Raw genomic sequence first — 21,346 nt, 5'->3', positions numbered from 1 at the left:
GGATTTAGGGGGATTTTTGAATATGAATTATTGTAAATTAATGACGGAAGTGACGCATGCCCGTGAAGACCATCGCAATACCTGCTTCGTCTGCAGCAGCAATGGTTTCTTCATCACGCATAGAACCACCCGGTTGGATGATACATTTAATGCCTGCTTTCGCTGCATTATCAATACCATCGCGGAATGGGAAGAATGCATCAGACGCCATTACAGCACCTTCAACCACTAAGCCTGCATGCTCCGCTTTAATTGCAGCAATACGCGCTGAGTTAACACGGCTCATTTGACCTGCGCCTACACCAATGGTTTGACGACCTTTAGCATAAACAATGGCATTTGATTTCACGTATTTCGCAACTTTCCATGCAAAAATTAAGTCATCAATTTCAGCATCCGTTGGTGCACGTTTCGTCACGACTTTTAGATCATCTTTGGTGATCATGCCTAAGTCTTGGTCTTGAACCAATAAACCGCCATTTACGCGTTTATAGTCAAGTTGTGGCGCACGTTCATCAAGTGCCGGTAATTCACCACAAACGAGAACACGAACATTTTTCTTCGCGCCAGTGACTTCAAGTACGCCTTCAGCAATGCTTGGCGCAATGATCACTTCCACAAACTGACGGTCAACAATCGCTTGTGCAGTTGCAACGTCTAATTCACGGTTGAATGCAATGATGCCGCCAAAAGCTGATTCAGGATCTGTCGCATAAGCCAAGTTATATGCCGCTTGAATACCATCTAAAGACACCGCAACGCCACATGGGTTTGCGTGTTTAACGATGACACAAGCAGGTTTTGCAAATGATTTCACACATTCAAGTGCGGCATCTGTATCTGCAATGTTGTTATAAGAAAGTTCTTTACCTTGAAGTTGTTTCGCTGTTGAAACAGAGGCTTCAGTTGCTGTGCTTTCTACATAGAATGCTGCTGACTGATGCGGGTTTTCACCATAACGCAAGTCTTGAGCTTTATTTAATTGTGTATTGAAGGTACGTGCAAACTTGTCTGCTTGACCTTCTTCCTTGCCTACGCGAGCGCCTAGGTAAGAAGCAATCATGCCATCATACTGTGCTGTATGTTCAAATGCTTTAACGGCTAAGTCAAAACGAGTTTCGTAAGACAAAGCACCATTTGCTTTTAGCTCAGCAACAACAGTGTCATAGTCTGTAGCATTGACCACAATACCGACAGAAGCATGGTTTTTTGCCGCAGCGCGAACCATAGTTGGACCGCCGATGTCGATATTTTCAATCGCATCCGCAAGTGAGCAGTTTGGTTTAGCGACTGTTGCAGCAAATGGATAAAGGTTCACAACCACAAGATCGATCGCATCGATATTGTGTTCAGCCATCACAGCTTCGTCTAGACCGCGACGAGCTAAGATACCACCATGAATTTTCGGGTGTAGCGTTTTTACACGACCATCCATCATTTCTGGGAAACCAGTATGCTCTGAAACTTCGACTACAGCGATATTGTTGTCTTTTAACAACTTATATGTACCGCCAGTAGATAAAATTTCTACCCCTAGAGCAACAAGGTTTTGAGCGAACTCAACAATGCCAGTTTTATCGGAAACAGAGATTAAAGCGCGTTTAATGGTCATGATCTTCGTCACAGTTATCAAGAATTAAAACAAAAAGCCAAAAATAGCAGGTAAAAAAAATGCCTGCGGAAGCCGCAAGCATTTTATCATTTATTCACTCATTAAACCGTGAGCTTTTAACTTTTTACGTAAAGTTCCACGGTTAAGTCCTAGAATCTCCGCAGCACGTGTTTGGTTACCGCGGGTATATTCTAAAACTACAGATAGAAGAGGTTTCTCCATTTCTGCCAGCACCATGTCGTAGACCTGAGATGGTTGCTCGCCTTGCAGTTGTGCAAAATAGTGGCGAACTGCGCGATCTACGTGAATACGAAGAGCGACATCAGACTGTGCAGTAAAAATAGGAGATTTGCTATTCATGCGAAGTAATCCGAAAAATCTAAATATCACTTGGGTAAAGTGACATATATAAAGTGGTCTAAAATTAAAATGAACTTCGTTTTAGATCCTAAAACGACTAGTTCTAAAACTGTACATTTAGCATGCCACAATATCGCTAAGTTGGTCGAAATATAAGCGTAACAATAGTTAAATATTTGTTACCGACCTTTTTTAAACAAAAAAATCTGCTCAATACGCGATATTTTGATAACGCGCATTTTTGCTGATGTTCTATTTGTATTAAAAGACTGAGGAGATTGCAGCACTAAGCTTTTGTGGCGCGTATCATACCATTGTCTAAGAAAAAGTGAGCAAGAAAACTGCATTTTTTTTCACTTTTTTTACATTTTTTTTTAATTTTAGGGCTGGACTATTTCTAAACTGTAATGATTGAAGCTTTTACGACTTACTGGCAGGCTAAATTTGAATTTGAATGGACTATTTTTAGGAATTCGTTTAATTCCAACCAGGCTATCAATCAAATATTCATTTGCATGCAGTTGATAGGTTGAATCGACTTCACCATCCACTTTTAAAATGACCTTAAGATCAGGTAGCGGAAGGCTGGTATCATGATAATTGATCAGTTCACCTGAAAATTGAGTTTTCTGCTTGTCTATACGTTTTACTTTTAATTTATTAATGCTGATCAGACTGTAACGTTCTTGTAGGCTGCTACAGTTCAGTACGAGACAAATTTTATTATAGGTTGCACCTAATGCGGGGCTATTATTGAGGATGTGTGGATTAAACCATAGGTATTGGAAACACAATAATGCCAATAAGCTGAAGTTAATCACACCCCAAAGCATATAGTACATCGGGCTTTTTTGTGGTTTCGCTGGATTGTTGTCTGCCAAATTCATGGCAGGATAGTTACCAATCGGGTCGGTACTAAAATAGTTTAAATTGTTTAAATAGGTTTTAAGGTCAATGTTTGAGTGCTCAACTTTCAGGTTGAAAATATCAAGCAAATTTGATGTCGACATTGAAAGCGCAGCAGATTGTGATAAATCAAAATGAATGCTGTCTACACGAGGAGAGGAAAATGCTGAATTTGAAGACATGCTCATGTCATTCTGATTCGACGATCTTTCCTCACCTGTGTCAAAAGTATGACCCGTGGTTAAATGCGAGAGCGCATTAAAGGTCATCGAACACTTTGGGCAACAAACCATACCTTGCGCAACAGTGAGTTGCGCAACACTTACTTTGTAGATGGTTAGGCATTTAGGGCAAGAGGTTTGTTTGTCGCTCATAGTGTATTAAGAGTTCATTTAAAGGGTGTGGCGTTTACCCGAGATTCGGCACCAGTTTTCATCACGTTTCTCGACCTCTAATATATCAAAAAACTCAGAATAAACACTAGAAACATCAGAAACTTGCTCTTCAATTACACCTGCAAGTGCGAACTCTCCCTCAGATTTGACCAAAGTTGCGAATTCCGGCGCTAACATCATAAGCGGGCCTGCCAAAATATTTGCAACAAATACATCTGCTTTTTGGTCAGCCAGCTCTAAATTGAACTCGTCTGGTAAGCCGACATAAAGGTTCTCAGCCACGCCATTGAGCGCCGCATTTTGTTCAGTGGCTAAAATTGCTTGAGGGTCAATGTCTGTGGCATAGACTTTTTTTGCACCTAGAAGTAGAGCAGCAACACCTAAAATACCTGAACCGCAACCATAGTCGATCACGATTTTATCTTTAACATCAGTTTTACCTAACCACTGCAGGCAAAGAAAAGTAGAGGCATGGTTCCCCGTGCCAAACGCTAAGCCTGGATCAAGTTTAATGTTGACTGCATCTGGTTCTGGTGCTTCCATCCATTCAGGAACGATCCAGTATTTGTCAGCAATTTGAATTGGTTCGTAGGCATCCATCCATGTGCGTTCCCATTCTTGGTCTTCAAGAAATTCGCTACGCATCGGTGCATCAGGCATTTGAGTGCGAATAAAAGTTTCTAATGCATTGACATCAATTTCTTCATCGTCTTCTTGCGCATAAATACCTGTCACAATGACTTTATTCCAAAGTGGCGTTTCACCTGGAAGTGGTTCAAGTAAGTCTTGGTTTTCTGCATCATCTAATGTGACACTGACTGCACCCAAAGATTCTAAAAGGGTTTCAGTAAAATCGACTTGCGCTTGATCAACCGTAATATGAATTTGTAACCACTTCACAGGAATAACCTAATATTTATGTATAAATAAATATTGTAGCGGAACAGGGGGCAGTTCGACAGCATTCCTCAAAATAAAAAAGGATGCCGAAGCATCCTTAGACCTACATCTGTTCTAGGCTTGTTCTGTACTGGTTTGAACCGATGGAGCATAACGGTTGAGTAATGTGCCAAAGATGGCAGCAAAGATATACATAAAAATAGAATAGACCGCTGCGGGCATGGCAATGGTCGTACTGGCCATCACGGTGAGTGCAATGGTCATGGCAAGGGTGCTGTTATGAATGCCAATTTCAAAGGCACAGGCCCGTGCTTGAGCACTATTAATGCCCAGTAGTCTCGGTACAAAATAACCAATCATTAAACTACAAATACAGAAAATGACTGTGGCTAAACCGACCTGAGTCAGATATTCCAGAATATGTGCGCGTTCTTTGGCTATTGCTCCAACAATGATTAAGACCAAAAATACAACAGAAAAAATACGCAATGGCTTATTCAGCTTCTTGGTAAAAGAGGGTGCATAGTGGCGAATCAACATACCAATACAGACGGGGATAAGAATAATCGAGAAAACCTGTAAGATTTTACTAAACTGCATACTGACGTGTTGTCCATCCTGCATAAAGTATTGAATGGCAAAGTTGACAATTAAAGGTAAGGTAAACGCTGCAATAACGGAGTTAATCGCGGTTAAGGTAATATTGAGCGCAATATCACCTTTGAACAAATAGCTAAATAAATTTGCAGTACTACCACCTGGGGAAGCCGCTAAGAGCATTAAGCCGACGGCAAGCAGTGGTGGTAAGTTGAGCACTTTGCAAATCACAAAGGCAATCCCAACAAGAAGTACCAACTGACAAAATAAAGCAACCAATACTGCTTTGGGGTGTTTGCTCACACGTGCAAAATCTTTTGGGGTTAACTCTAAGCCCAAGCCAATCATGATGATGGCAAGAGCTAGGGGTAACATAATAGTTATCATTCCTGAATCCATAGGTACATATTCTCCTTAAAATTATATAAATCATGACCGTGAAATTATTCAGCTACGGTCTCTTTCTTCAAAAATAAACTGTCATTTCTTCGCGAGATTAATAGGCCTAATAACGCAGCAAATACAAACATGAAAATAGAATAAATACCGGCAGGAATGGCCATGGCAGTGTTGCCTAAGACTGACAGGGCAACTGTAATGGCAAGTGCGGTGTTATGAATGGTGATCTCAAAGGAGCAGGTCAACGCTTGTTTTTCTGGAATATTGGCAAGATGTGGCACAAAAAAACCAATAAACATGCTACAGAAGCAGAATAAGGCTACGGCAGGCCCAATCTCAAACACATATTCAACAAAATTATGTCGCTCTAAGTACAGTGCGAGAAAAAAGATAAAAAGAAGACAGCTTGCAGATAAAATACGCATTGGGCGGTTTAATCTGTCGGCAAGTTTTGGAAAGTAATAACGTAAAAACATGCCCATGCTGACTGGAAGTAGAGTGATGAAAAAAACTTTCATCATTTTCATGGCGGGCATGTCAACGGGTTGTGATGTTTGTAGAAAGTACATCAGTGAAAAATTAATAATAAAAGGCAGGGTTAGTGTTGAAATGATGGAGTTCGTGGCTGTAAGAGTAATGTTGAGCGCAACATCACCTTTAAATAAATAGGTCAATAGGTTTGACGTTGGCCCACCTGGTGAAGCTGCAACGAGCATCAAACCAATCGCGAAAATAGGCGCTAAATTTAAAAATTGGCAAATGAGGAACGCAATGCCCACCAATAAAACCAACTGTGAAAATAACGCGATGAAAATGACTTTGGGATGCAGTGTGAGGCGATAAAAATCAGCTGGGCGTAGGTGTAAACCAAGACCCATCATCATTAATGCCAAAGTCAAAGGCAAAAAAACTGTAAACAATTCCGAATCCATGGAATACCTTTTTTTATTCGTTTTTATCTTTTGTGTTTTTGAGTGTATACAGAATTCAATAATTTACAAGGTAGAAAAAAGGGTAAAAAATGGACTATTTTTTACCCTCAATACAGCATGAAATTTAAGTTGTTTTGATTACATTCTTGGTTTAGGTGCTACAAAACCAAGGGCACATTTGCCTTTGATTTCTTTACCTTCGATATTGATTGATGTCGCTTTTGAGTCGCCTTGGCAAATGCTGGCTAACTCAGCTTCATCACCATGAATATTGGCATTTTTTGAGCTTGGGAAAAATTGAGGTTCACAGGTACCATTCCAAATAATGCCTCGATAGGCAAAACTAACCGCTGTTCCTTGTGACTTGCCTTTACAGACTTGTTGATAACGTTGACTATCATAGACCTTTTCAACTTTGTCGTTGGCTGATACAAAAGGCGAAAAAAATAAACCGCAGAGAATGGATGAAAAAAGAATCTTCTTATTCATAATGCTTACCTTTGGTTGTTGTATGATCAACTTATAGGATAAAAAATGATCAAATTAATGCAAGGCTTTTCAGGTAACAAAACGCATCCTTTGTTGAGTTTTTGCTACTGCTCTGCAAGTAAAATTACATAAACCTAGTGCTGGCGCAGTAAGCACAGCACCGCATATACAATAAATTCCACGGAATCTGTCAACTTACAATCGAAAATTTGCTATAATCTTTCGTTATCATTTTTTAATCTCCTTTACCACTATGCATTATCCTAAAGTTTACGATGTCATTGTTATCGGCGGCGGTCACGCAGGTACAGAAGCAGCATTGGCTGCGGCACGTATGGGGCGACAGACTTTACTCTTAACTCATAATATTGAGACTTTAGGGCAGATGAGCTGTAATCCAGCAATTGGTGGTATTGGTAAATCGCATTTGGTGCGTGAAATTGATGCCTTGGGCGGTGCAATGGCATTGGCTGCCGATAAAGGTGGTATTCAGTTCCGTATCCTAAACTCACGTAAAGGTGCAGCCGTTCGTGCAACACGTGCACAGGCAGACCGTATTCGCTATAAAGCCGCGATTCGTGACACTTTAGAAAACCAAGCAAATCTCGATATTTTCCAACAAGCCGCAGACGACCTGATTGTTGAGGGTGATACTGTAAAGGGTGTTGTAACTCAAACGGGTATTCGCTTTGATGCGAAAACAGTTGTACTCACCGCAGGGACGTTCTTAGGTGGTGTAATCCACGTAGGGCTTGAAAAATCAAGCGGTGGCCGTGCAGGTGATCCACCTTCAATTTCACTGGCACACCGTTTACGTGAATTGAATTTGCCGGTGGGTCGTTTAAAGACCGGTACACCACCACGTATTGATGCGCGTTCGGTTGATTTTTCTGTGATGATTCCACAGCCGGGTGATTTCCCATCACCGACTATGTCATTCATGGGTGATGCATCTATGCACCCTGAACAAGTGAATTGTTATATTACACATACCAATGAAAAAACCCATGACATCATCCGCGGCGGTTTAGACCGTTCACCGATGTACACTGGTGTTATTGAAGGTGTGGGGCCACGTTACTGCCCATCCATTGAAGACAAAATTCACCGTTTTGCCGATAAAGACTCACACCAAGTATTCTTAGAGCCTGAAGGTCTAGATACACATGAGCTTTATCCAAATGGTATTTCAACTTCACTTCCGTTTGATGTGCAGTTTGAGCTGGTTCGTTCAATTCGCGGGATGGAAAATGCGCACATTTTACGTCCGGGCTATGCTATTGAATACGATTATTTCAACCCGCAAGCGTTGAAATTTACTTTAGAAACCAAAGCTATTAATAACTTGTACTTTGCTGGTCAAATCAATGGTACGACAGGTTATGAAGAGGCGGGTGCACAAGGCTTGCTTGCAGGCTTAAACGCTGCGCGTCGTGCGTGGGATCAAGAGCAATGGACACCAAAACGTGATGAAGCCTATATTGGCGTATTGGTGGATGACTTGATTACGCTCGGTACGAAAGAACCGTACCGTATGTTTACTTCACGTGCCGAATATCGTTTGATGCTACGTGAAGACAATGCGGATCAACGTTTAACCCCAGTAGGCCGTGAAATGGGCTTGGTAGATGACGAGCGTTGGGCTGCTTACTGTGAAAAAATGGAAGCCGTTGAACAAGAAACTGGTCGCTTACAACACCTTTGGGCAGCACCAAACAACCCAATGGGCAAAAAATTTGTTGAAATGACGGGTGCAGATTTATCGAAAGAGTGTTCTGCGATTGATTTGTTAAAACGTCCGAATATTTCATTTGCTCAAATTGCGGAGCTCACAGGTTCTGAAGTCTCTGCACAAGTGGGCGATCAAATTGAAATCGCGGTGAAATATGCAGGTTATATTAACCGTCAGCATGAAGATGTCGCGCAAATGAAGCGTTTGGAAGAAACTAAAATTCCAGCCGATTTTAATTATGATGTCGTTTCAGGCTTATCTCGTGAAATTACTTTAAAATTGAAAGATGTACGTCCTGAGACATTGGCTCAAGCAAATCGTATTCCGGGGGTAACACCTGCAGCAGTGCAATTGATCATGATTACGATCCGTAAAAATGCACAAGCGAAAAAATCTGCTTAATATTTGAAAGTTATTGAAAAAGTCCGCTTTATGCGGGCTTTTTTTTGGGTAAAATCTGTGCAGGGGAAATATACAATAAAAAATAAGGTGAATTATGTCATTACATTATAAAAGCGGAGAAGAGATTCGCGCGGGTGATGTGGTTATCTGGCTCAATCAAAGTAGTGAGTTTTATCAATTTGATCAAGCCATTATGAAAGTTTGGGAGGTTGCTAAAACCAATGATGGAGAACTGGTTGGGGTAAATTTAATGCCACCAGAAGCAGAATCTCCTATGCAGATGCTGAGAGCTTTGGTTCGACCCAAAGATCCTGAGCCATCTTCTGACATTGTGAAAATGCAAGATGTTCCGGGACTCTATACCATTACACGATGGTTTTTACCCTTGGAGCAAGTATCTAAAAGTTTGGGATTGATTGAACGTATTGAGTGTTTTTCTGAGCATGAAACAGGACATGGAGCGTTAATCCTTCAACTCATTCGAGGTAAAGCCGAGCAACATCGGGGTATTTATCAATATTATTTGGCAGATCAAGCCTACCAAGAGCGTGAGTTTCAGCTCTATATTGATTTACTACGTCAATCTGCTCAGTCGGGTTATACCCCTGCGATGTGTCAGTTAGCGCAGCAATTATTCATAGGCGGAATTTTACAAAAAAGTCTAGAAGGAAGCTTTAACTGGTATCGAGAAGCCGCGTCCAAAAAGGATAGCATAGCGCTATATCAGTTGGCGGGATGCTATGCACGAAGTCATGGCACCGAACAAGATTTACAAAAAAGTTTGCAGCTCTTGGAACAGTCCTCCGAACAGGGTTGTTGGGCAGCCACATTGGGGTTGGCGGCTTATTATCGTTTTGGCTGGTTAACGTGTTTCTTGGTCAATTCAGTTTATCCAAATTATGGCGTGGTGAGCGAACATGTGATTAATTCGGCACGAGCATTTTATCTGTATCATCGAATCTCGTCACAAGCGCCCGAAACTGAAAAAGGTGTTTTGGCAAATGCTTATTATCATTTAGGCTGGATGTATCAAGATGGTATTGGGACTCAACAAGACTACGAGCAATGTGTCTATTGGTATCAAAAGTCTGCTGATCTGGGTAATCCCGTTGCGATCAATAATTTAGCGGATAAGTATGAGCATGGTTTAGGTGTACCACTTGATTTAGATATGGCAATTGGACTGTATCAACAAGTAGCAGGTCAGGTCATAGCGGCAGATTTAAGTTTGGGTCGTATGTATTTAGAAGGACGAGGTGTTGAGCAAGACTTCGAATTGGCTCGAAAACATTTAAATGTAGTACTGGATGCGCGTATCACTGGGATAGATGAGATGCAGGCAGAAGCAATGCAATTAATCGCATCCTTTACCGAAGAAAGTCCACTGCAACAGGCTCAACATGTTCTCAAAAATGCACGTGATTATTCGATTAAACAAGTTTCGGAGCAGATTGGAAAAATTGATTCATTTTTACATATGGATGAAGCCAAACAATTATTCTTCAAACTGTTTTTATTGAATGCCCAAAAAGGTGAGGCATCTTCACAGTACCAAGTGGGTTATTGGTATTTAAATGGCATGTACACTGAGAAAGATTTGGAAGAAGCCGTGTATTGGATTCAAAAAGCGGCTGATCAGAAAGACCAATATGCGGAATGTAAAATTGGCTATTTGTATGAAAAAGGGCTCTATTTTAATGCCGATTTAGACGTTGCACAAAAATGGTATGAGCGCTCATTACGAAAACCTTGTACATCGTATACGCCTGAATATATCGGAGAGCAGTTGAATCCTGAATATTTAAAAATGTATGACAGAATCAATAATGAAGCCCTCAAGGGATTGGTGCGTATTGAAGAAAAGCGGCCTAAACGTAGCAAGTGGCAATTTTGGAAGAAATAAACGCGGATGATTTGTAACGATTACTGATGAGGGCGGTTTTTGAGATCGGCATTTGGAAATGCAGAAGGCTAATCATAAGCCTGCTGACCATAAGGTCTGCTTTTTGTTTTGGCAGATAAACAAAGCAAAAGAGTTGTTTAAGATAAAAACAGATAAAAATAGCCAATCATGTTATTTCACAAAAGTATCGCCATATTTTAAATTGATTTTACGTTCTTAACATGAGGTCAACACCATGACGATGAAATCGATCCGTTTTAACAGTGGAGAGCTTGCATGGCAATGCTAGTTTGTATCAATCACCAAAAACAGCGCACTTATCTTGGTTTAGGGGAGGCATTAAACCAAGATGAGCAATGAAAACGACAAACCCAAGCAATTCAAATATCTAATACCAAAAAAACTGTAAAGCCCCTAATACTTGGGGCTTTTTTTATTTTAGTCGGTGATGGTCTGATTAACTGCATCACGAACTTCTTTGGGTTCAATGTGACTAATTTTATGCCCAAAACTACGTAACCACCACACCAGTTGATTGGTAAAAGGGACGGTCGCATGAACCAAGATTTGCCCATTGCCAAGCGATTCTAAAACCTGATTGGTACTGAGTTTGGTTTCTTCCAAATACAGTGCATCTATTTCAGTCATAGTCAGGGTAAGTGCAACGGTTTCTGTAGGTTTTGAAAAGTCTACACGGAAACCTAATGCACCCGATTCGATGTATTCATCGATATCAAAATTGACTGGGTGTAAGGCACGAGTGGTTAAAACCGTCGCTGATTTGAAACGGTGCAGTGCAAAGGTTTGAATATCAGTTTTGTCGTGGCGGGTACAAATCAGATAAATAATTGCACCTTTTTGAACCAGTGCCAGAGGGTTGAGGGTATAGGTTTTTGCTTCAGCCGCTTGGTTTAAACCTTGATAAACGCATTCCAGTTGTTTGTCTTGGAGCAGTCCTTCATAGATGGCTTGCTGTGCTGTTTTCTCCACAATTGGGGGAATCAGCGGTTGTGTCGCAGGGACAATGCGTACGCGGTTAATCCATTGGCGCACATTGTTTTGAGTAGAGAGGCTACGACGTGCTAAGTCAAACCACGGGTTCATTTCTTCAATTAAGCTGGGAGGAAGAAGATGTTTAAGGTGTTCTTCAACCATCATAAACGTCACCGCCTGAGAGCTGGTCATGTGCGGTAAGCTTTGAATCGGGGCATCAGAACGCCAACGCCAACCTTGAGGTACAGCGCCATTGTTTTCAATCGGAAAGCGTTGAGAGATTTGATTTAAATCACGTTGAATGGTTCGCAAAGTAATATCGATGCCTTCACGTTGTAAAATCTCTTGCAGCTCTCGAGTTCCCATCCATTTTCCAGTGGAAAGACGAGACAAAATTTGCCATTGGCGATAGAGACTATTGGACGTTTCTTTTTCTTGTATAGGCATAGTTTAATAAAATATAGGAGTCGAAATTACTTACTTGAATGTGAACACAATAAGAAAACTCATTCGTTTAAGCAAGCTTTGCTTGAAATTTTTCAGTTATATTTTTTGACACAACTTAATGCGAAATAGAATTGAAGCAATGCGTTTTTTATCGATTAATAAACAAAGCATCTTTAGAAATCCATGGCATAGATATTGCTACGTATGGGTTACATATCGATAACAATTGAGAGGTTTGTATGTTTAAAGAAGATAAAGATACAAATGTAAATACGATGTTGGACGGATATAAGCTTAACTCTCCTGTATTAAATCCGATTCACTCTCATGATCGTCTATCGAGCCAGTCTGTTGGATTGTTTCATCAAATGACCTCGAATTTCTTTAATGAAATGACAGATGACCAAGCGATGTCGGGTGAGGTTTGTACGCGTATTGAGCACTGGTTGTCACAGCATAGTGTAGAAGAACTCGAAGAACTGAACCAAATTGCCAAACAGCATTTTTTATATGAAGGTATTACGTTTACTGTATATGGTGAATCTGAGGGCATTGAGCGCACCATTCCTTATGATTTAATTCCACGTGTGATTGCCAAACAACAATGGAATAAAATCTCCCTTGGCTCTGCACAACGTGTGCGAGCTTTAAATCTATTTTTACATGATATTTACCATCAACAAGACATTCTCAAAGCGAAAATTATTCCAGAACTGCAAGTGTTGACGCATGAGGCTTATCAACCGCATATGTATGAGCGCCGTTTAAAAGGTCAGATTTATAGCCAAATTAGTGGAATTGATATTATCCGGGATGGGCAGGGTGAGTTTTATGTACTTGAAGATAATTTAAGAACGCCGTCGGGCGTGTCTTATATGCTTGAAAGTCGTAAGATTAGTGAAAAACTTATGCCTGATTTGATGCAGAAGAACCATATTTTAGGCATAGAACAATACCCACAATTACTCAAACAAATCTTGGCTGAAAATGCTTATGTCGATCAGCCTTTCATCGTGGTGTTGACACCGGGACGTTTTAATAGTGCCTATTATGAACATGCTTTTTTAGCCCGTGAAATGGATGTGCCTTTGGTGACATCGCGCGATTTGTTTGTAGAACATGATAAGGTCTATGTCAAAACCATTCGTGGCCGTCAACGAGTAGATGTAATTTACCGCCGTTTGGATGATGCATACCTTGATCCGCTGTGCTTTATGCCGAATAGCACTTTAGGTGTCGCAGGGTTAATGTCGGCTTATTTGAGTCATAACGTGGTTATTGCGAATGCACCAGGCACAGGGGTTGCGGATGATAAATCGATTTATCCTTATGTCGATAAAATGATTCAGTTTTATTTAGGTGAAAAACCTATCTTAAAAAATGTTCCGACATATCAATGCCGTAACAAGCAAGATTTGGCTTATGTACTAGAGAACCTTGAGCAGTTAGTGATCAAAGAGGCGCAAGGTTCGGGTGGGTATGGTATGCTGATTGGACCGCAAGCCTGTAAAAGCCAAATTGAGCAATTTAGAGATAAGCTCATGGCGACGCCGCATTTATATATTGCCCAGCCCACTTTAGAGCTTTCAGTCAGTCCAACCATGACTGAATCGGGTGTGTCTGAGCGTCATATTGACCTTAGACCGTTTGTACTCAGTTCACCGTATCGTACCGAAATTGTCCCTGGTGGTTTAACACGTGTTGCGATGAAAGAAGGTTCGTTGGTGGTCAACTCATCCCAAGGAGGAGGAATTAAAGACACTTGGGTCGTGGAAAACTTACATTCATAAAATAAACAAATATGAGGGTAGAACTATGATTTTATTAAGTACCAATGCTGAAAATATTTTTTGGTTAGGGCGTTATTTAACACGTACTCAATATTTGTGTGCTCAGTTTCCTTTTACCCAAGACCAGCCTGCAATGGACTATGCGCATGCATTTTGTTTGCCTGCTTTTGATGCGTGCTCACTGAATGAGCTGATTTTAAACCCAAACAATCCTGCTTCATTTAACCAGCAATTTCAAAGCGCCAAGAGTAATGTTCAAGACTTGCGTGGGATTTTATCTGCAAAGGCCTATGCAGAACTGAATCAATTTATCAAAAATGCCACTGAAAACACCGCCTACATTTGTGATGTGGTTGGAGAGTGTCAGGATGTACTTGAGTCTGAAGTCAGTGATGTCTTTTTATTCTTTAGTTTGGGGCAAATGATTGAGCAGCTCGACCGTCAAATTCGTCTGAAACAAGATGCACAAAATACTTTAGTTGAAATAGAAAACATCGTCATGTTGTTAAAAGAAATGGGCTGGCTAAATTTGGCACAGGCTTGGCTAGAGCTCAAATCACAACCTGATGCGATGAATTTTTATCATTTTAGTGATTATATTCAACAATTGTTTGAGGTTGATGTATGAAACTTATGATCAATCACCAAACGCATTATCAATATAGTGAATTGGCGCTGAATAGCATTCAATATATCAAAATGACACCCACGAATAATTCACACCAAAAGGTATGTCATTGGCATGTGAGTGTACCGGGGGAGCGTGAAGAAAAACGGGATGCCTTCCAAAATATTTGGATTACCAGTTCGCAACGTGAAGCCTATCAACAGCTGACCATAATGGCGCAGGGCATTGTTGAAATTAATAGCTTGGCAGAACATGGCATCCAAGATCGACTGAATCCCAATTTATTTTTACAGCCGACGCTCAATACCCAGTGCAATGCTGAAATGAAGGCATTTGCACATCAGTATGTGCCTGAGTTGAATCGGGAAAATTTGATGAAACTGTCAGAAGCAGTTTTAGCGCATATTCCTTATGTACCTGCCGAAACCTCGGTGCTAACTTCGGCAATCGATGCATTCAATGGGCAGCAAGGCGTATGTCAGGACCATAGTCATGTTTTTATTGCCATGTGTAAGCATCTTGGCTTACCGGTACGTTATGTATCGGGGTATTTGCATGTGCCTGAAACTTCACACCTCGCCAGTCACGCGTGGGCCGAGGTGTATATTGATGATGCATGGTATTGTTTTGATACCAGTAATCAATTGTTCAAACCACAGTCACATATCTATGTAGCTATTGGGCGCGATTATTGGGATGTGGCTCCCGTTCGTGGCGTACGTGAAAAAGGTGGGGTGGAATCGATGCATTCCATGGTACAAGTTTTAAGTTGTTAAGGTTTAGCTGAAAAAGGATGTTCTATGACCTATTGTTGTGCACTTCGTCTGCAAGATGGTTTGGTTTTTATAAGTGATACGCGTACGAATGCCGGTGTAGACCATATATCCGTGTTTAGGAAACTGTATACCTTTGGTGTAGAGGGTGAGCGTTTTATTGCGATTCAAACCTCAGGAAACTTAGCAACAACTCAAGCAGTGATTGGACATTTAAAAAATCATCTGGAGTTAAGCCAAGAACCGAATTTATATAGTGTTAATACTATGTTCGAAGCGGCTGAGTTGGTCGGGCATACTTTGAAAAAAGTCTTGGCGGATATGGCACCAGACACACAAGAACAAAGTAATTACTACTGTAGCTTATTGGTCGGTGGGCAAATTAAAGGGGCTGAAATGCAACTTTACAATATCTACCCGCAGGGCAATTTTATTTGTGCGACCAAAGATACGCCGTATTTTCAAATTGGTGAAAGTAAATATGGCAAGCCGATTCTAGATCGTGCATTACGGTATGACATGCCCTTAGATGAAGCAGTGAAGTGTAGTTTGATTTCTTTTGATTCAACCTTACGCTCCAATGTTTCTGTCGGTTTGCCCTTAGATGCTTTGGTGTATACAAGAGACAGTTTACATATTCCAGTGGGTAAGCGGATTGATGAAGAAGATCCGTATTTTTCAAGCATCAGTAAACAATGGTCAGATACTTTAAGAAAAGGATTGCAAGAATTGGCAAAGCCGACGGATGACTATTTAGTATAAACATGCTAAATGCTAAAAATAATGAAATCAATAAATTGGGGAAGTCTATGCGGCAAATTTGCTATGCAAGTACTTCAACTTCGGATCATGTACAGCTTCTTCAAGATGTTCGAGACATTTTAAGCGAAGCACGTGATTTTAATGCAGTGCATAATATTTCAGGCGTTCTTTATTATGCAGATCAGCATTATTTCCAGTGCTTAGAAGGGGATGAAGCTGCTTTAGAATTATTAATGTCGAAATTATTAAAAGACCATAGACATAAAGATATCAAAGTCTTTGAGGCGAAAACCATTCACGCGGCACATTTTAGAGCTTGGGGCATGAAGTATGTGCAACGTATGAGTAGTGTACATACCAAAATGCGTGAGATGGGTTTTGCAAAATTTGAACCGCAGAGTATGAGTCAGCAATAAATTGATCAGTTGTTACAAGACCTTTACGATGCCCAGCCCGATGAGAGTTTGTGTTGAAAAAAGCCCAAGTAGAACTTGGGCTTTTTTGTTAGATTTGCTTACGTGTAGGGCGATTGCTTAACCGACAAAGTAGTTCATAACCAATAGTTCCATTGGCTTCTGCAACATCGTCAACTAAGCGGTTTTCACCCCAGAGCTCAACCTTTGTACAGAGTTTGGCGTTTAAACCAGTCACATCGATCGCAATCATGTCCATCGCAACTCGGCCCACAACAGCTACTGCTTGACCATTTATAGCAACATAGTTTTGCTTTGGAAATGCACGTGGATAGCCATCACCATAACCAATCGAAACAATGGCCAGTTCAGTTTCTTGGTTCGCGACAAAATGCGAACCATAGCCGACACCTTCACCTGCTTGAATGGTATTTAATGCAATAATTTCCGCCGTGAAAGTCATAACTGGCTTTAAGTCTAAGTCGTGTGCATTTTTATCGGCAAAAGGTGATGCACCGTAAAGCATGATGCCGGGACGAACAAAATCAAAATTAAGTTCAGGCCATTTAAAAATAGCAGCTGAGTTACAACATGAGGCTAGAATTGGTGAGCACGCTTCTTTGATGTGTAGGAATTGCGCACGTTGCTGCTCATTGAGTGGGTGATCCGCATCGGCATTGGCAAAGTGCATTGCTAGGACACATGTAAAGCCTTCTGCTTTTAAAGTGTTGATAACATCAATGATTTCGGCAACTTTAAAGCCTAAACGGTTCATACCGCTATTGAGTTTGACCCATACTTTAAGCTTTTGTGCGATATACGCGGTTTTATGTGCGATTAACCAATCGACTTGCTGTTGCTGATGAACCACACACTCGATATTTTGCTCAATGACGGTTTGCATTTCATCTGCTGAGAAAACACCTTCAATTAGGGTAATCGGCTGTTTAAAGCCGAGTTCACGAATCTCTAATGCTTCTTGTAAACAGGCGACGCCAAAGGCATCGGTTTCTCTTAAGGCTGCTAAACAGTCTTTGACTCCGTGTCCATAAGCATTGGCTTTGACCATGCTGACGATTTTCGCGTTTGGGGCAAGTTGTTTGACACGGTTTAAATTATATTGCAGCGCTTGGCTATCAATATAAACTGTTGCTTGACGCACCCTAATTACTCCTACAGGGTCATGGAAGGGCGACGATGAGGCTTTAATTATTCCTCATCATCGTACTGAGCATAAAACTCAGGGGATAAGTTACTAAAGCGGGTATATTGGCCTTCAAAAGCAAGTCGAACGGTACCAATAGGACCGTTACGCTGTTTACCAATAATAATTTCAGCGGTGCCCGCTTCTTTGGACTCTTTGTTATAGACCTCGTCACGGTAAATAAACATGATTAAGTCGGCGTCCTGCTCGATCGCACCCGATTCACGTAAGTCTGACATCACGGGACGTTTGTTTGGACGGTTCTCGAGGGAACGGTTAAGCTGCGATAGTGCAATCACAGGGCACATCATTTCCTTGGCAAGAGCTTTTAAGCTTCGTGAAATTTCCGAAATCTCACCTACACGGTTATCACCCATGCCTGGTACTTTCATCAGCTGTAAGTAATCGACCATGATGCAGCCGAGTTTGCCATCGTGCTGTTTGGCAATACGACGTGCGCGAGCACGAACTTCTGTAGGTGGAAGAGCAGAAGAGTCATCGATATAGAGCTTTTTCTCTTGCAGTTGCAAAATGGTGCCCGTAACTTTTGACCATTCATCGCCATCGAGTTTACCCGAACGTAAATGGCCCTGATGGACTTTCCCGTAAGAGGAGATCAAACGCATAGCGATGGAGTCGGCTGGCATCTCCATGGAGTAAACCAAGGCAGGTAGGTCATTATTAAACAGCACGCTTTCAACCAAATTCATGGCAAAGGTGGTTTTACCCATCGATGGACGCGCTGCAACAATAATCAAATCACCTGCTTGCATGCCCGAGGTTTTATTGTCGAGTTCAAGAAAGCCTGTGGTTAAGCCTGTAATGCTGCCTTCCATTTGTGATAATTCATTTAGCTTATCAAAGACATCGGCCACAACTGTATTGATGGCTTTAGGCCCTTGAGCTTTGGCGTTGTTATTGTGTTGTTCTGCCAAAGAGAAAATATTGGTTTCGGCCAAATCTAAAATTTCACTGACGTTACGACCTTTGGTGTCATAGGCATTTTGTAAAATTTCAGAGCTGACCTTAATCATACTGCGCAAAGTCGAAAATTCTTTGATCTTAGTAGCATAAGTTTCCATGTTATAGAAACTAGACGGGGAGTCTGCCATCAATTGCATCAGGTACTCTTCACCACCAACCGCATCGAGTAGGTTTTGTGTGGTGAGCCAGTCATGAACTAAAACCGCATCATAGGGTGAGCTGTCTTTGGAGAGTTGCGCAATGGCGCGAAAAATATATTTATGGCGCGTCGCATAAAAGTCATTTTCAGTCAGTACATCGCCAACTTGTTCAAAGGATTCAGCAACCGTCATTAAAGCGGCAAGTACAGCTTGTTCCAATGCTAAGTTATGCGGAGGTGTACGGAATTCTTTCAGTTGCCCTGACTCATTTGGTTTATTGTCTTGTTTCGATGAGCTCTTTTGAGCAGTGGCATTCGCCTGTGACATATAACGCCCTGATTTTTAATACAGTAAGAGGGATAACTTAAGATAAATTTCACTGTAAATTTGGAAAAAATTACAGCCATTTAACTGTATGCACTTTATCAAAAAATGCAGCTGCTGTGTGCTGAATTCAAGGCTTATGGATAAAACCCATAATATTCAAATTTGGCATTTTGAGGGGCAGGCTGATGAAGTTTTAAGCTGAGCGAAGAAACTACTTTTTCATAGAGATAAAAAAAGAGCATGCAAAAGCATGCTCTTTTTTTTGCAAGAAATTACTCAGATACGATAGTAACGAGAACTTCAGCAACAACATCATGGTGCAATTGGATTGCGATGTTGAATTCGCCAGTGTGACGAAGTGCACCGTTCGGTAAACGAACTTCTGCACGGTCAACTTCAAGACCAGCATTTGTTAACGCGTCAGCGATATCACGAGTACCGATAGAACCGAATAGTTTACCTTCGTCACCAGCTTTCGCAGTGATTACGATGTTAACTTCGTCTAATTGGCTAGCACGTGCTTGAGCAGCAGCTAAAACATCAGCTTCAGCTTTCTCAAGTTCAGCGCGACGAGCTTCAAAAGCAGCAGTGTTAGCTTCAGTAGCTGCTACTGCTTGACCTTGAGGGATAAGGTAGTTGCGGCCGTAACCAGCTTTAACTGAAACTTTATCGCCTAATTTACCAAGGTTTTTAATGCGTTGTAATAAGATAATATCCACAGCTCAACCTCACTTATGATTGTCAGTGTAAGGGATCAAAGACAAGTAGCGAGCTTGTTTAATAGCAAGCGCTAATTGACGTTGGTAACGAGCTTTAGTACCTGTAATACGGCTAGGAACAATCTTGCCGTTTTCAGTGATGTACTGTTTTAAAGTGTCGATATCTTTGTAGTCGATGTACGTAACGTTCTCAGCTGTAAAGCGGCAGAACTTGCGACGACGGTAAAAACGTGCCATTGATGTTCTCCTTATGCTTCAGCAGAGTCTTGAGCGTGTTGTGCTTCTTCACGTTGAGCTTTACGCGCACGTTTTTCTTCAGCACTCTTAGCCAATAGTGACTCTTCAGTGATAGCGTTCTCACGACGGATGATAAGGCTACGAATAATTGCATCGTTGTAACGGAACAATTCTTCTAACTCATCAAGAGTAGTTTGACCACACTCAACATTCATAAGAATGTAGTGAGCTTTGTGGATCTTGTTGATTGGGTAAGCCAATTGACGACGGCCCCAGTCTTCAAGACGGTGGATTTGACCTTCAGCTTCTTTGATGTGAGTTAGGTAGCGTTCTACCATACCAACGACTTGATCGCTTTGATCAGGGTGTACTAAAAGTACGATTTCGTAATGACGCATTGTCAGCTCCTTACGGTTTAAACAGCCCCTAACAAAAAAGTTGTTAGAAGCAAGGAGTCACAACCTAGGTTGTGTCGCATTAGATGCGAAGGGGGAATTTTAGAGACTTTGCTCGCCAAATTCAAGAACTTCTCTTAAAAAGCCCTAATTATTTTGAGGTTTTGAGCGTAAAAGGAAGACGACATAGCCTTTAAAGTTCGGATCATTTTCAAGCTTGGGCGGTCTATGCCACTCACCATATTGAACAATGCCAATTTTATAAGGCAGTTTTAGTGCTGAAACTTTTTTTAGATAAGCTGCATAGTTGGGTATGGTGGTTGAACTTTGATAAGTTTGAATGACCAACTCATCGATGGTGTTATTCAGGAGGTTTAAAGTCTCTTGGTTTGTCACATTGGTCCAGTCCATTAAACCAGTGATACTGAGTTGATAGTGCTGCGGTAATTGTTTTCTTAATTGACTTAAGAATAGGGCATATTGGTGGATATGTCTGGTTTTGGCATCGGAATCAATTTGTATGCCTTGAATATGATTCCCTGCATTTTCCCATTGCTGAACGCGTTTTAAAATTTGTGTAAGCTCTTGGCCTTGCCAGTCTAAATGATAATTACGAAAAACCAGCCACACCTTTTGCTGAGGAATTGTTAAGACGCTTACGCCTTGCGGTATGAGCTTAGAGTGATGTGTTTGGGAATCTAAACGGATTTCACCTTGTAAAATATAAAGTTCTTTAGCCGCATTTAGGTAAGGGGTAGATGAAATATTGCCCCAAATCCAAAATGCATCATAGTCTTCGGCATTTACCTGACCAGATGTTGAAGCTAACTGACTCGGCTGACAAGCCATGATGCTGAGCATACAGATCAGCGTCATAACAACGGAAAAAATCTGCTTCAACATATAG

Annotated in this window: 21 protein-coding genes; 7 read left to right on the top strand and 14 right to left on the bottom strand. The window is 41.2% G+C overall.

The window, feature by feature from the left end; translation table 11 throughout:
* Positions 1–37: 37 nt before the first annotated feature.
* The 7 genes from purH to AC4CVD_RS10540 form a co-directional block, all read right to left on the bottom strand.
* Positions 38–1,612: a bifunctional phosphoribosylaminoimidazolecarboxamide formyltransferase/IMP cyclohydrolase gene (gene purH / locus AC4CVD_RS10570; RefSeq protein ID WP_078425887.1), complete on the bottom strand. Its 1,575-nt coding sequence runs from the start codon at positions 1,610–1,612 to the stop codon at positions 38–40.
* Between the two features lie 90 nt (positions 1,613–1,702).
* Positions 1,703–1,972, bottom strand: coding sequence for a DNA-binding transcriptional regulator Fis (gene fis / locus AC4CVD_RS10565; RefSeq protein ID WP_001086304.1), 270 nt, complete (start codon positions 1,970–1,972; stop codon positions 1,703–1,705).
* A gap of 380 nt (positions 1,973–2,352) precedes the next feature.
* Complete coding sequence (locus tag AC4CVD_RS10560; protein WP_490753071.1) at positions 2,353–3,252, bottom strand: MJ0042-type zinc finger domain-containing protein; 900 nt, start codon at positions 3,250–3,252, stop codon at positions 2,353–2,355.
* A gap of 18 nt (positions 3,253–3,270) precedes the next feature.
* Complete coding sequence (prmA, locus tag AC4CVD_RS10555; protein ID WP_004696394.1) at positions 3,271–4,173, bottom strand: 50S ribosomal protein L11 methyltransferase; 903 nt, start codon at positions 4,171–4,173, stop codon at positions 3,271–3,273.
* Between the two features lie 114 nt (positions 4,174–4,287).
* Positions 4,288–5,169: a bile acid:sodium symporter family protein gene (locus tag AC4CVD_RS10550; RefSeq protein WP_039890107.1), complete on the bottom strand. Its 882-nt coding sequence runs from the start codon at positions 5,167–5,169 to the stop codon at positions 4,288–4,290.
* Between the two features lie 44 nt (positions 5,170–5,213).
* A complete protein-coding gene (locus tag AC4CVD_RS10545) occupies positions 5,214–6,101 on the bottom strand; it encodes a bile acid:sodium symporter family protein (RefSeq protein ID WP_004982071.1) in 888 nt (295 codons plus the stop codon).
* A 138-nt stretch (positions 6,102–6,239) separates the two neighbouring features.
* On the bottom strand, positions 6,240–6,590 hold the full coding sequence (locus AC4CVD_RS10540) for a hypothetical protein (protein WP_004696401.1): 351 nt from the start codon (positions 6,588–6,590) through the stop codon (positions 6,240–6,242).
* 253 nt (positions 6,591–6,843) lie between these two features.
* Between AC4CVD_RS10540 and mnmG the strand changes: the two genes are divergently transcribed.
* Together mnmG and AC4CVD_RS10530 are read left to right on the top strand one after the other, a co-directional pair.
* Positions 6,844–8,724, top strand: coding sequence for a tRNA uridine-5-carboxymethylaminomethyl(34) synthesis enzyme MnmG (gene mnmG / locus AC4CVD_RS10535; RefSeq protein ID WP_078425883.1), 1,881 nt, complete (start codon positions 6,844–6,846; stop codon positions 8,722–8,724).
* A gap of 94 nt (positions 8,725–8,818) precedes the next feature.
* Positions 8,819–10,627 carry a tetratricopeptide repeat protein gene (locus tag AC4CVD_RS10530; protein WP_490753070.1) on the top strand — a complete coding sequence of 603 codons (1,809 nt, stop codon included), beginning with the start codon at positions 8,819–8,821 and terminating at the stop codon, positions 10,625–10,627.
* Positions 10,628–11,065: 438 nt separating this feature from the next.
* Here AC4CVD_RS10530 and AC4CVD_RS10525 read toward each other — a convergent pair whose 3' ends face one another.
* Entirely contained in the window at positions 11,066–12,067 is a 1,002-nt protein-coding gene (locus tag AC4CVD_RS10525) for a helix-turn-helix transcriptional regulator (RefSeq protein ID WP_490753069.1), read from the bottom strand.
* Positions 12,068–12,306: 239 nt separating this feature from the next.
* On the opposite strand from AC4CVD_RS10525, the gene AC4CVD_RS10520 reads away from it, so the two are divergent.
* Genes AC4CVD_RS10520 through AC4CVD_RS10500 form a run of 5 tightly spaced genes read left to right on the top strand, consistent with a single transcriptional unit; the run spans position 12,307 to position 16,436 of the window.
* Complete coding sequence (locus tag AC4CVD_RS10520) at positions 12,307–13,857, top strand: circularly permuted type 2 ATP-grasp protein (RefSeq protein ID WP_490753068.1); 1,551 nt, start codon at positions 12,307–12,309, stop codon at positions 13,855–13,857.
* 25 nt (positions 13,858–13,882) lie between these two features.
* Entirely contained in the window at positions 13,883–14,485 is a 603-nt protein-coding gene (locus AC4CVD_RS10515) for an alpha-E domain-containing protein (protein WP_490753067.1), read from the top strand.
* Entirely contained in the window at positions 14,482–15,261 is a 780-nt protein-coding gene (locus tag AC4CVD_RS10510; protein WP_333641862.1) for a transglutaminase family protein, read from the top strand. The genes AC4CVD_RS10515 and AC4CVD_RS10510 overlap by 4 nt, the downstream gene beginning before the upstream one ends.
* Positions 15,262–15,285: 24 nt before the next feature.
* Positions 15,286–16,020 carry a proteasome-type protease gene (locus AC4CVD_RS10505; protein WP_004696423.1) on the top strand — a complete coding sequence of 245 codons (735 nt, stop codon included), beginning with the start codon at positions 15,286–15,288 and terminating at the stop codon, positions 16,018–16,020.
* 47 nt (positions 16,021–16,067) lie between these two features.
* The gene (locus tag AC4CVD_RS10500; protein ID WP_490753066.1) at positions 16,068–16,436 is read left to right on the top strand and encodes a BLUF domain-containing protein; all 369 of its coding nucleotides are present in this window, start codon (positions 16,068–16,070) and stop codon (positions 16,434–16,436) included.
* Between the two features lie 88 nt (positions 16,437–16,524).
* Here AC4CVD_RS10500 and alr read toward each other — a convergent pair whose 3' ends face one another.
* From alr to AC4CVD_RS10470, 6 genes are all read right to left on the bottom strand, one after another.
* Positions 16,525–17,595, bottom strand: a complete 1,071-nt coding sequence (gene alr, locus AC4CVD_RS10495) for an alanine racemase (RefSeq protein ID WP_490753065.1) — start codon at positions 17,593–17,595, stop codon at positions 16,525–16,527.
* Between the two features lie 47 nt (positions 17,596–17,642).
* Positions 17,643–19,088 carry a replicative DNA helicase gene (gene dnaB / locus AC4CVD_RS10490; RefSeq protein WP_004696432.1) on the bottom strand — a complete coding sequence of 482 codons (1,446 nt, stop codon included), beginning with the start codon at positions 19,086–19,088 and terminating at the stop codon, positions 17,643–17,645.
* A 272-nt stretch (positions 19,089–19,360) separates the two neighbouring features.
* On the bottom strand, positions 19,361–19,807 hold the full coding sequence (gene rplI / locus AC4CVD_RS10485; RefSeq protein WP_004696433.1) for a 50S ribosomal protein L9: 447 nt from the start codon (positions 19,805–19,807) through the stop codon (positions 19,361–19,363).
* A 9-nt stretch (positions 19,808–19,816) separates the two neighbouring features.
* Positions 19,817–20,044 carry a 30S ribosomal protein S18 gene (gene rpsR, locus AC4CVD_RS10480; protein WP_004278792.1) on the bottom strand — a complete coding sequence of 76 codons (228 nt, stop codon included), beginning with the start codon at positions 20,042–20,044 and terminating at the stop codon, positions 19,817–19,819.
* Positions 20,045–20,055: 11 nt separating this feature from the next.
* Positions 20,056–20,442 carry a 30S ribosomal protein S6 gene (gene rpsF / locus AC4CVD_RS10475; protein WP_004278789.1) on the bottom strand — a complete coding sequence of 129 codons (387 nt, stop codon included), beginning with the start codon at positions 20,440–20,442 and terminating at the stop codon, positions 20,056–20,058.
* A gap of 144 nt (positions 20,443–20,586) precedes the next feature.
* Complete coding sequence (locus AC4CVD_RS10470; RefSeq protein WP_490753064.1) at positions 20,587–21,342, bottom strand: DUF3142 domain-containing protein; 756 nt, start codon at positions 21,340–21,342, stop codon at positions 20,587–20,589.
* Positions 21,343–21,346: the final 4 nt, after the last annotated feature.

The sequence above is a fragment of the Acinetobacter sp. LipI_23 genome (assembly GCF_058243045.1).
The sequence above is the reverse complement of the archived record's forward strand: the minus strand, read 5'-3'. Positions and strand labels throughout refer to the sequence as shown.

Bases quoted from the DNA above. Each gene is read 5' to 3' on its own strand.
- AC4CVD_RS10500 (WP_490753066.1), top strand. From the start codon at position 16,068: ATGCGGCAAATTTGCTATGCAAGTACTTCAACTTCGGATCATGTACAG.
- rpsR (WP_004278792.1), bottom strand. From the start codon at position 20,044: ATGGCACGTTTTTACCGTCGTCGCAAGTTCTGCCGCTTTACAGCTGAG.
- AC4CVD_RS10525 (WP_490753069.1), bottom strand. From the start codon at position 12,067: ATGCCTATACAAGAAAAAGAAACGTCCAATAGTCTCTATCGCCAATGG.
- AC4CVD_RS10540 (WP_004696401.1), bottom strand. From the start codon at position 6,590: ATGAATAAGAAGATTCTTTTTTCATCCATTCTCTGCGGTTTATTTTTT.
- fis (WP_001086304.1), bottom strand. From the start codon at position 1,972: ATGAATAGCAAATCTCCTATTTTTACTGCACAGTCTGATGTCGCTCTT.
- AC4CVD_RS10505 (WP_004696423.1), top strand. From the start codon at position 15,286: ATGACCTATTGTTGTGCACTTCGTCTGCAAGATGGTTTGGTTTTTATA.
- AC4CVD_RS10560 (WP_490753071.1), bottom strand. From the start codon at position 3,252: ATGAGCGACAAACAAACCTCTTGCCCTAAATGCCTAACCATCTACAAA.
- AC4CVD_RS10515 (WP_490753067.1), top strand. From the start codon at position 13,883: ATGATTTTATTAAGTACCAATGCTGAAAATATTTTTTGGTTAGGGCGT.
- purH (WP_078425887.1), bottom strand. From the start codon at position 1,612: ATGACCATTAAACGCGCTTTAATCTCTGTTTCCGATAAAACTGGCATT.
- mnmG (WP_078425883.1), top strand. From the start codon at position 6,844: ATGCATTATCCTAAAGTTTACGATGTCATTGTTATCGGCGGCGGTCAC.
- rpsF (WP_004278789.1), bottom strand. From the start codon at position 20,442: ATGCGTCATTACGAAATCGTACTTTTAGTACACCCTGATCAAAGCGAT.
- AC4CVD_RS10545 (WP_004982071.1), bottom strand. From the start codon at position 6,101: ATGGATTCGGAATTGTTTACAGTTTTTTTGCCTTTGACTTTGGCATTA.
- AC4CVD_RS10510 (WP_333641862.1), top strand. From the start codon at position 14,482: ATGAAACTTATGATCAATCACCAAACGCATTATCAATATAGTGAATTG.
- AC4CVD_RS10470 (WP_490753064.1), bottom strand. From the start codon at position 21,342: ATGTTGAAGCAGATTTTTTCCGTTGTTATGACGCTGATCTGTATGCTC.
- AC4CVD_RS10520 (WP_490753068.1), top strand. From the start codon at position 12,307: ATGTTTAAAGAAGATAAAGATACAAATGTAAATACGATGTTGGACGGA.
- dnaB (WP_004696432.1), bottom strand. From the start codon at position 19,088: ATGTCACAGGCGAATGCCACTGCTCAAAAGAGCTCATCGAAACAAGAC.
- AC4CVD_RS10530 (WP_490753070.1), top strand. From the start codon at position 8,819: ATGTCATTACATTATAAAAGCGGAGAAGAGATTCGCGCGGGTGATGTG.
- AC4CVD_RS10550 (WP_039890107.1), bottom strand. From the start codon at position 5,169: ATGGATTCAGGAATGATAACTATTATGTTACCCCTAGCTCTTGCCATC.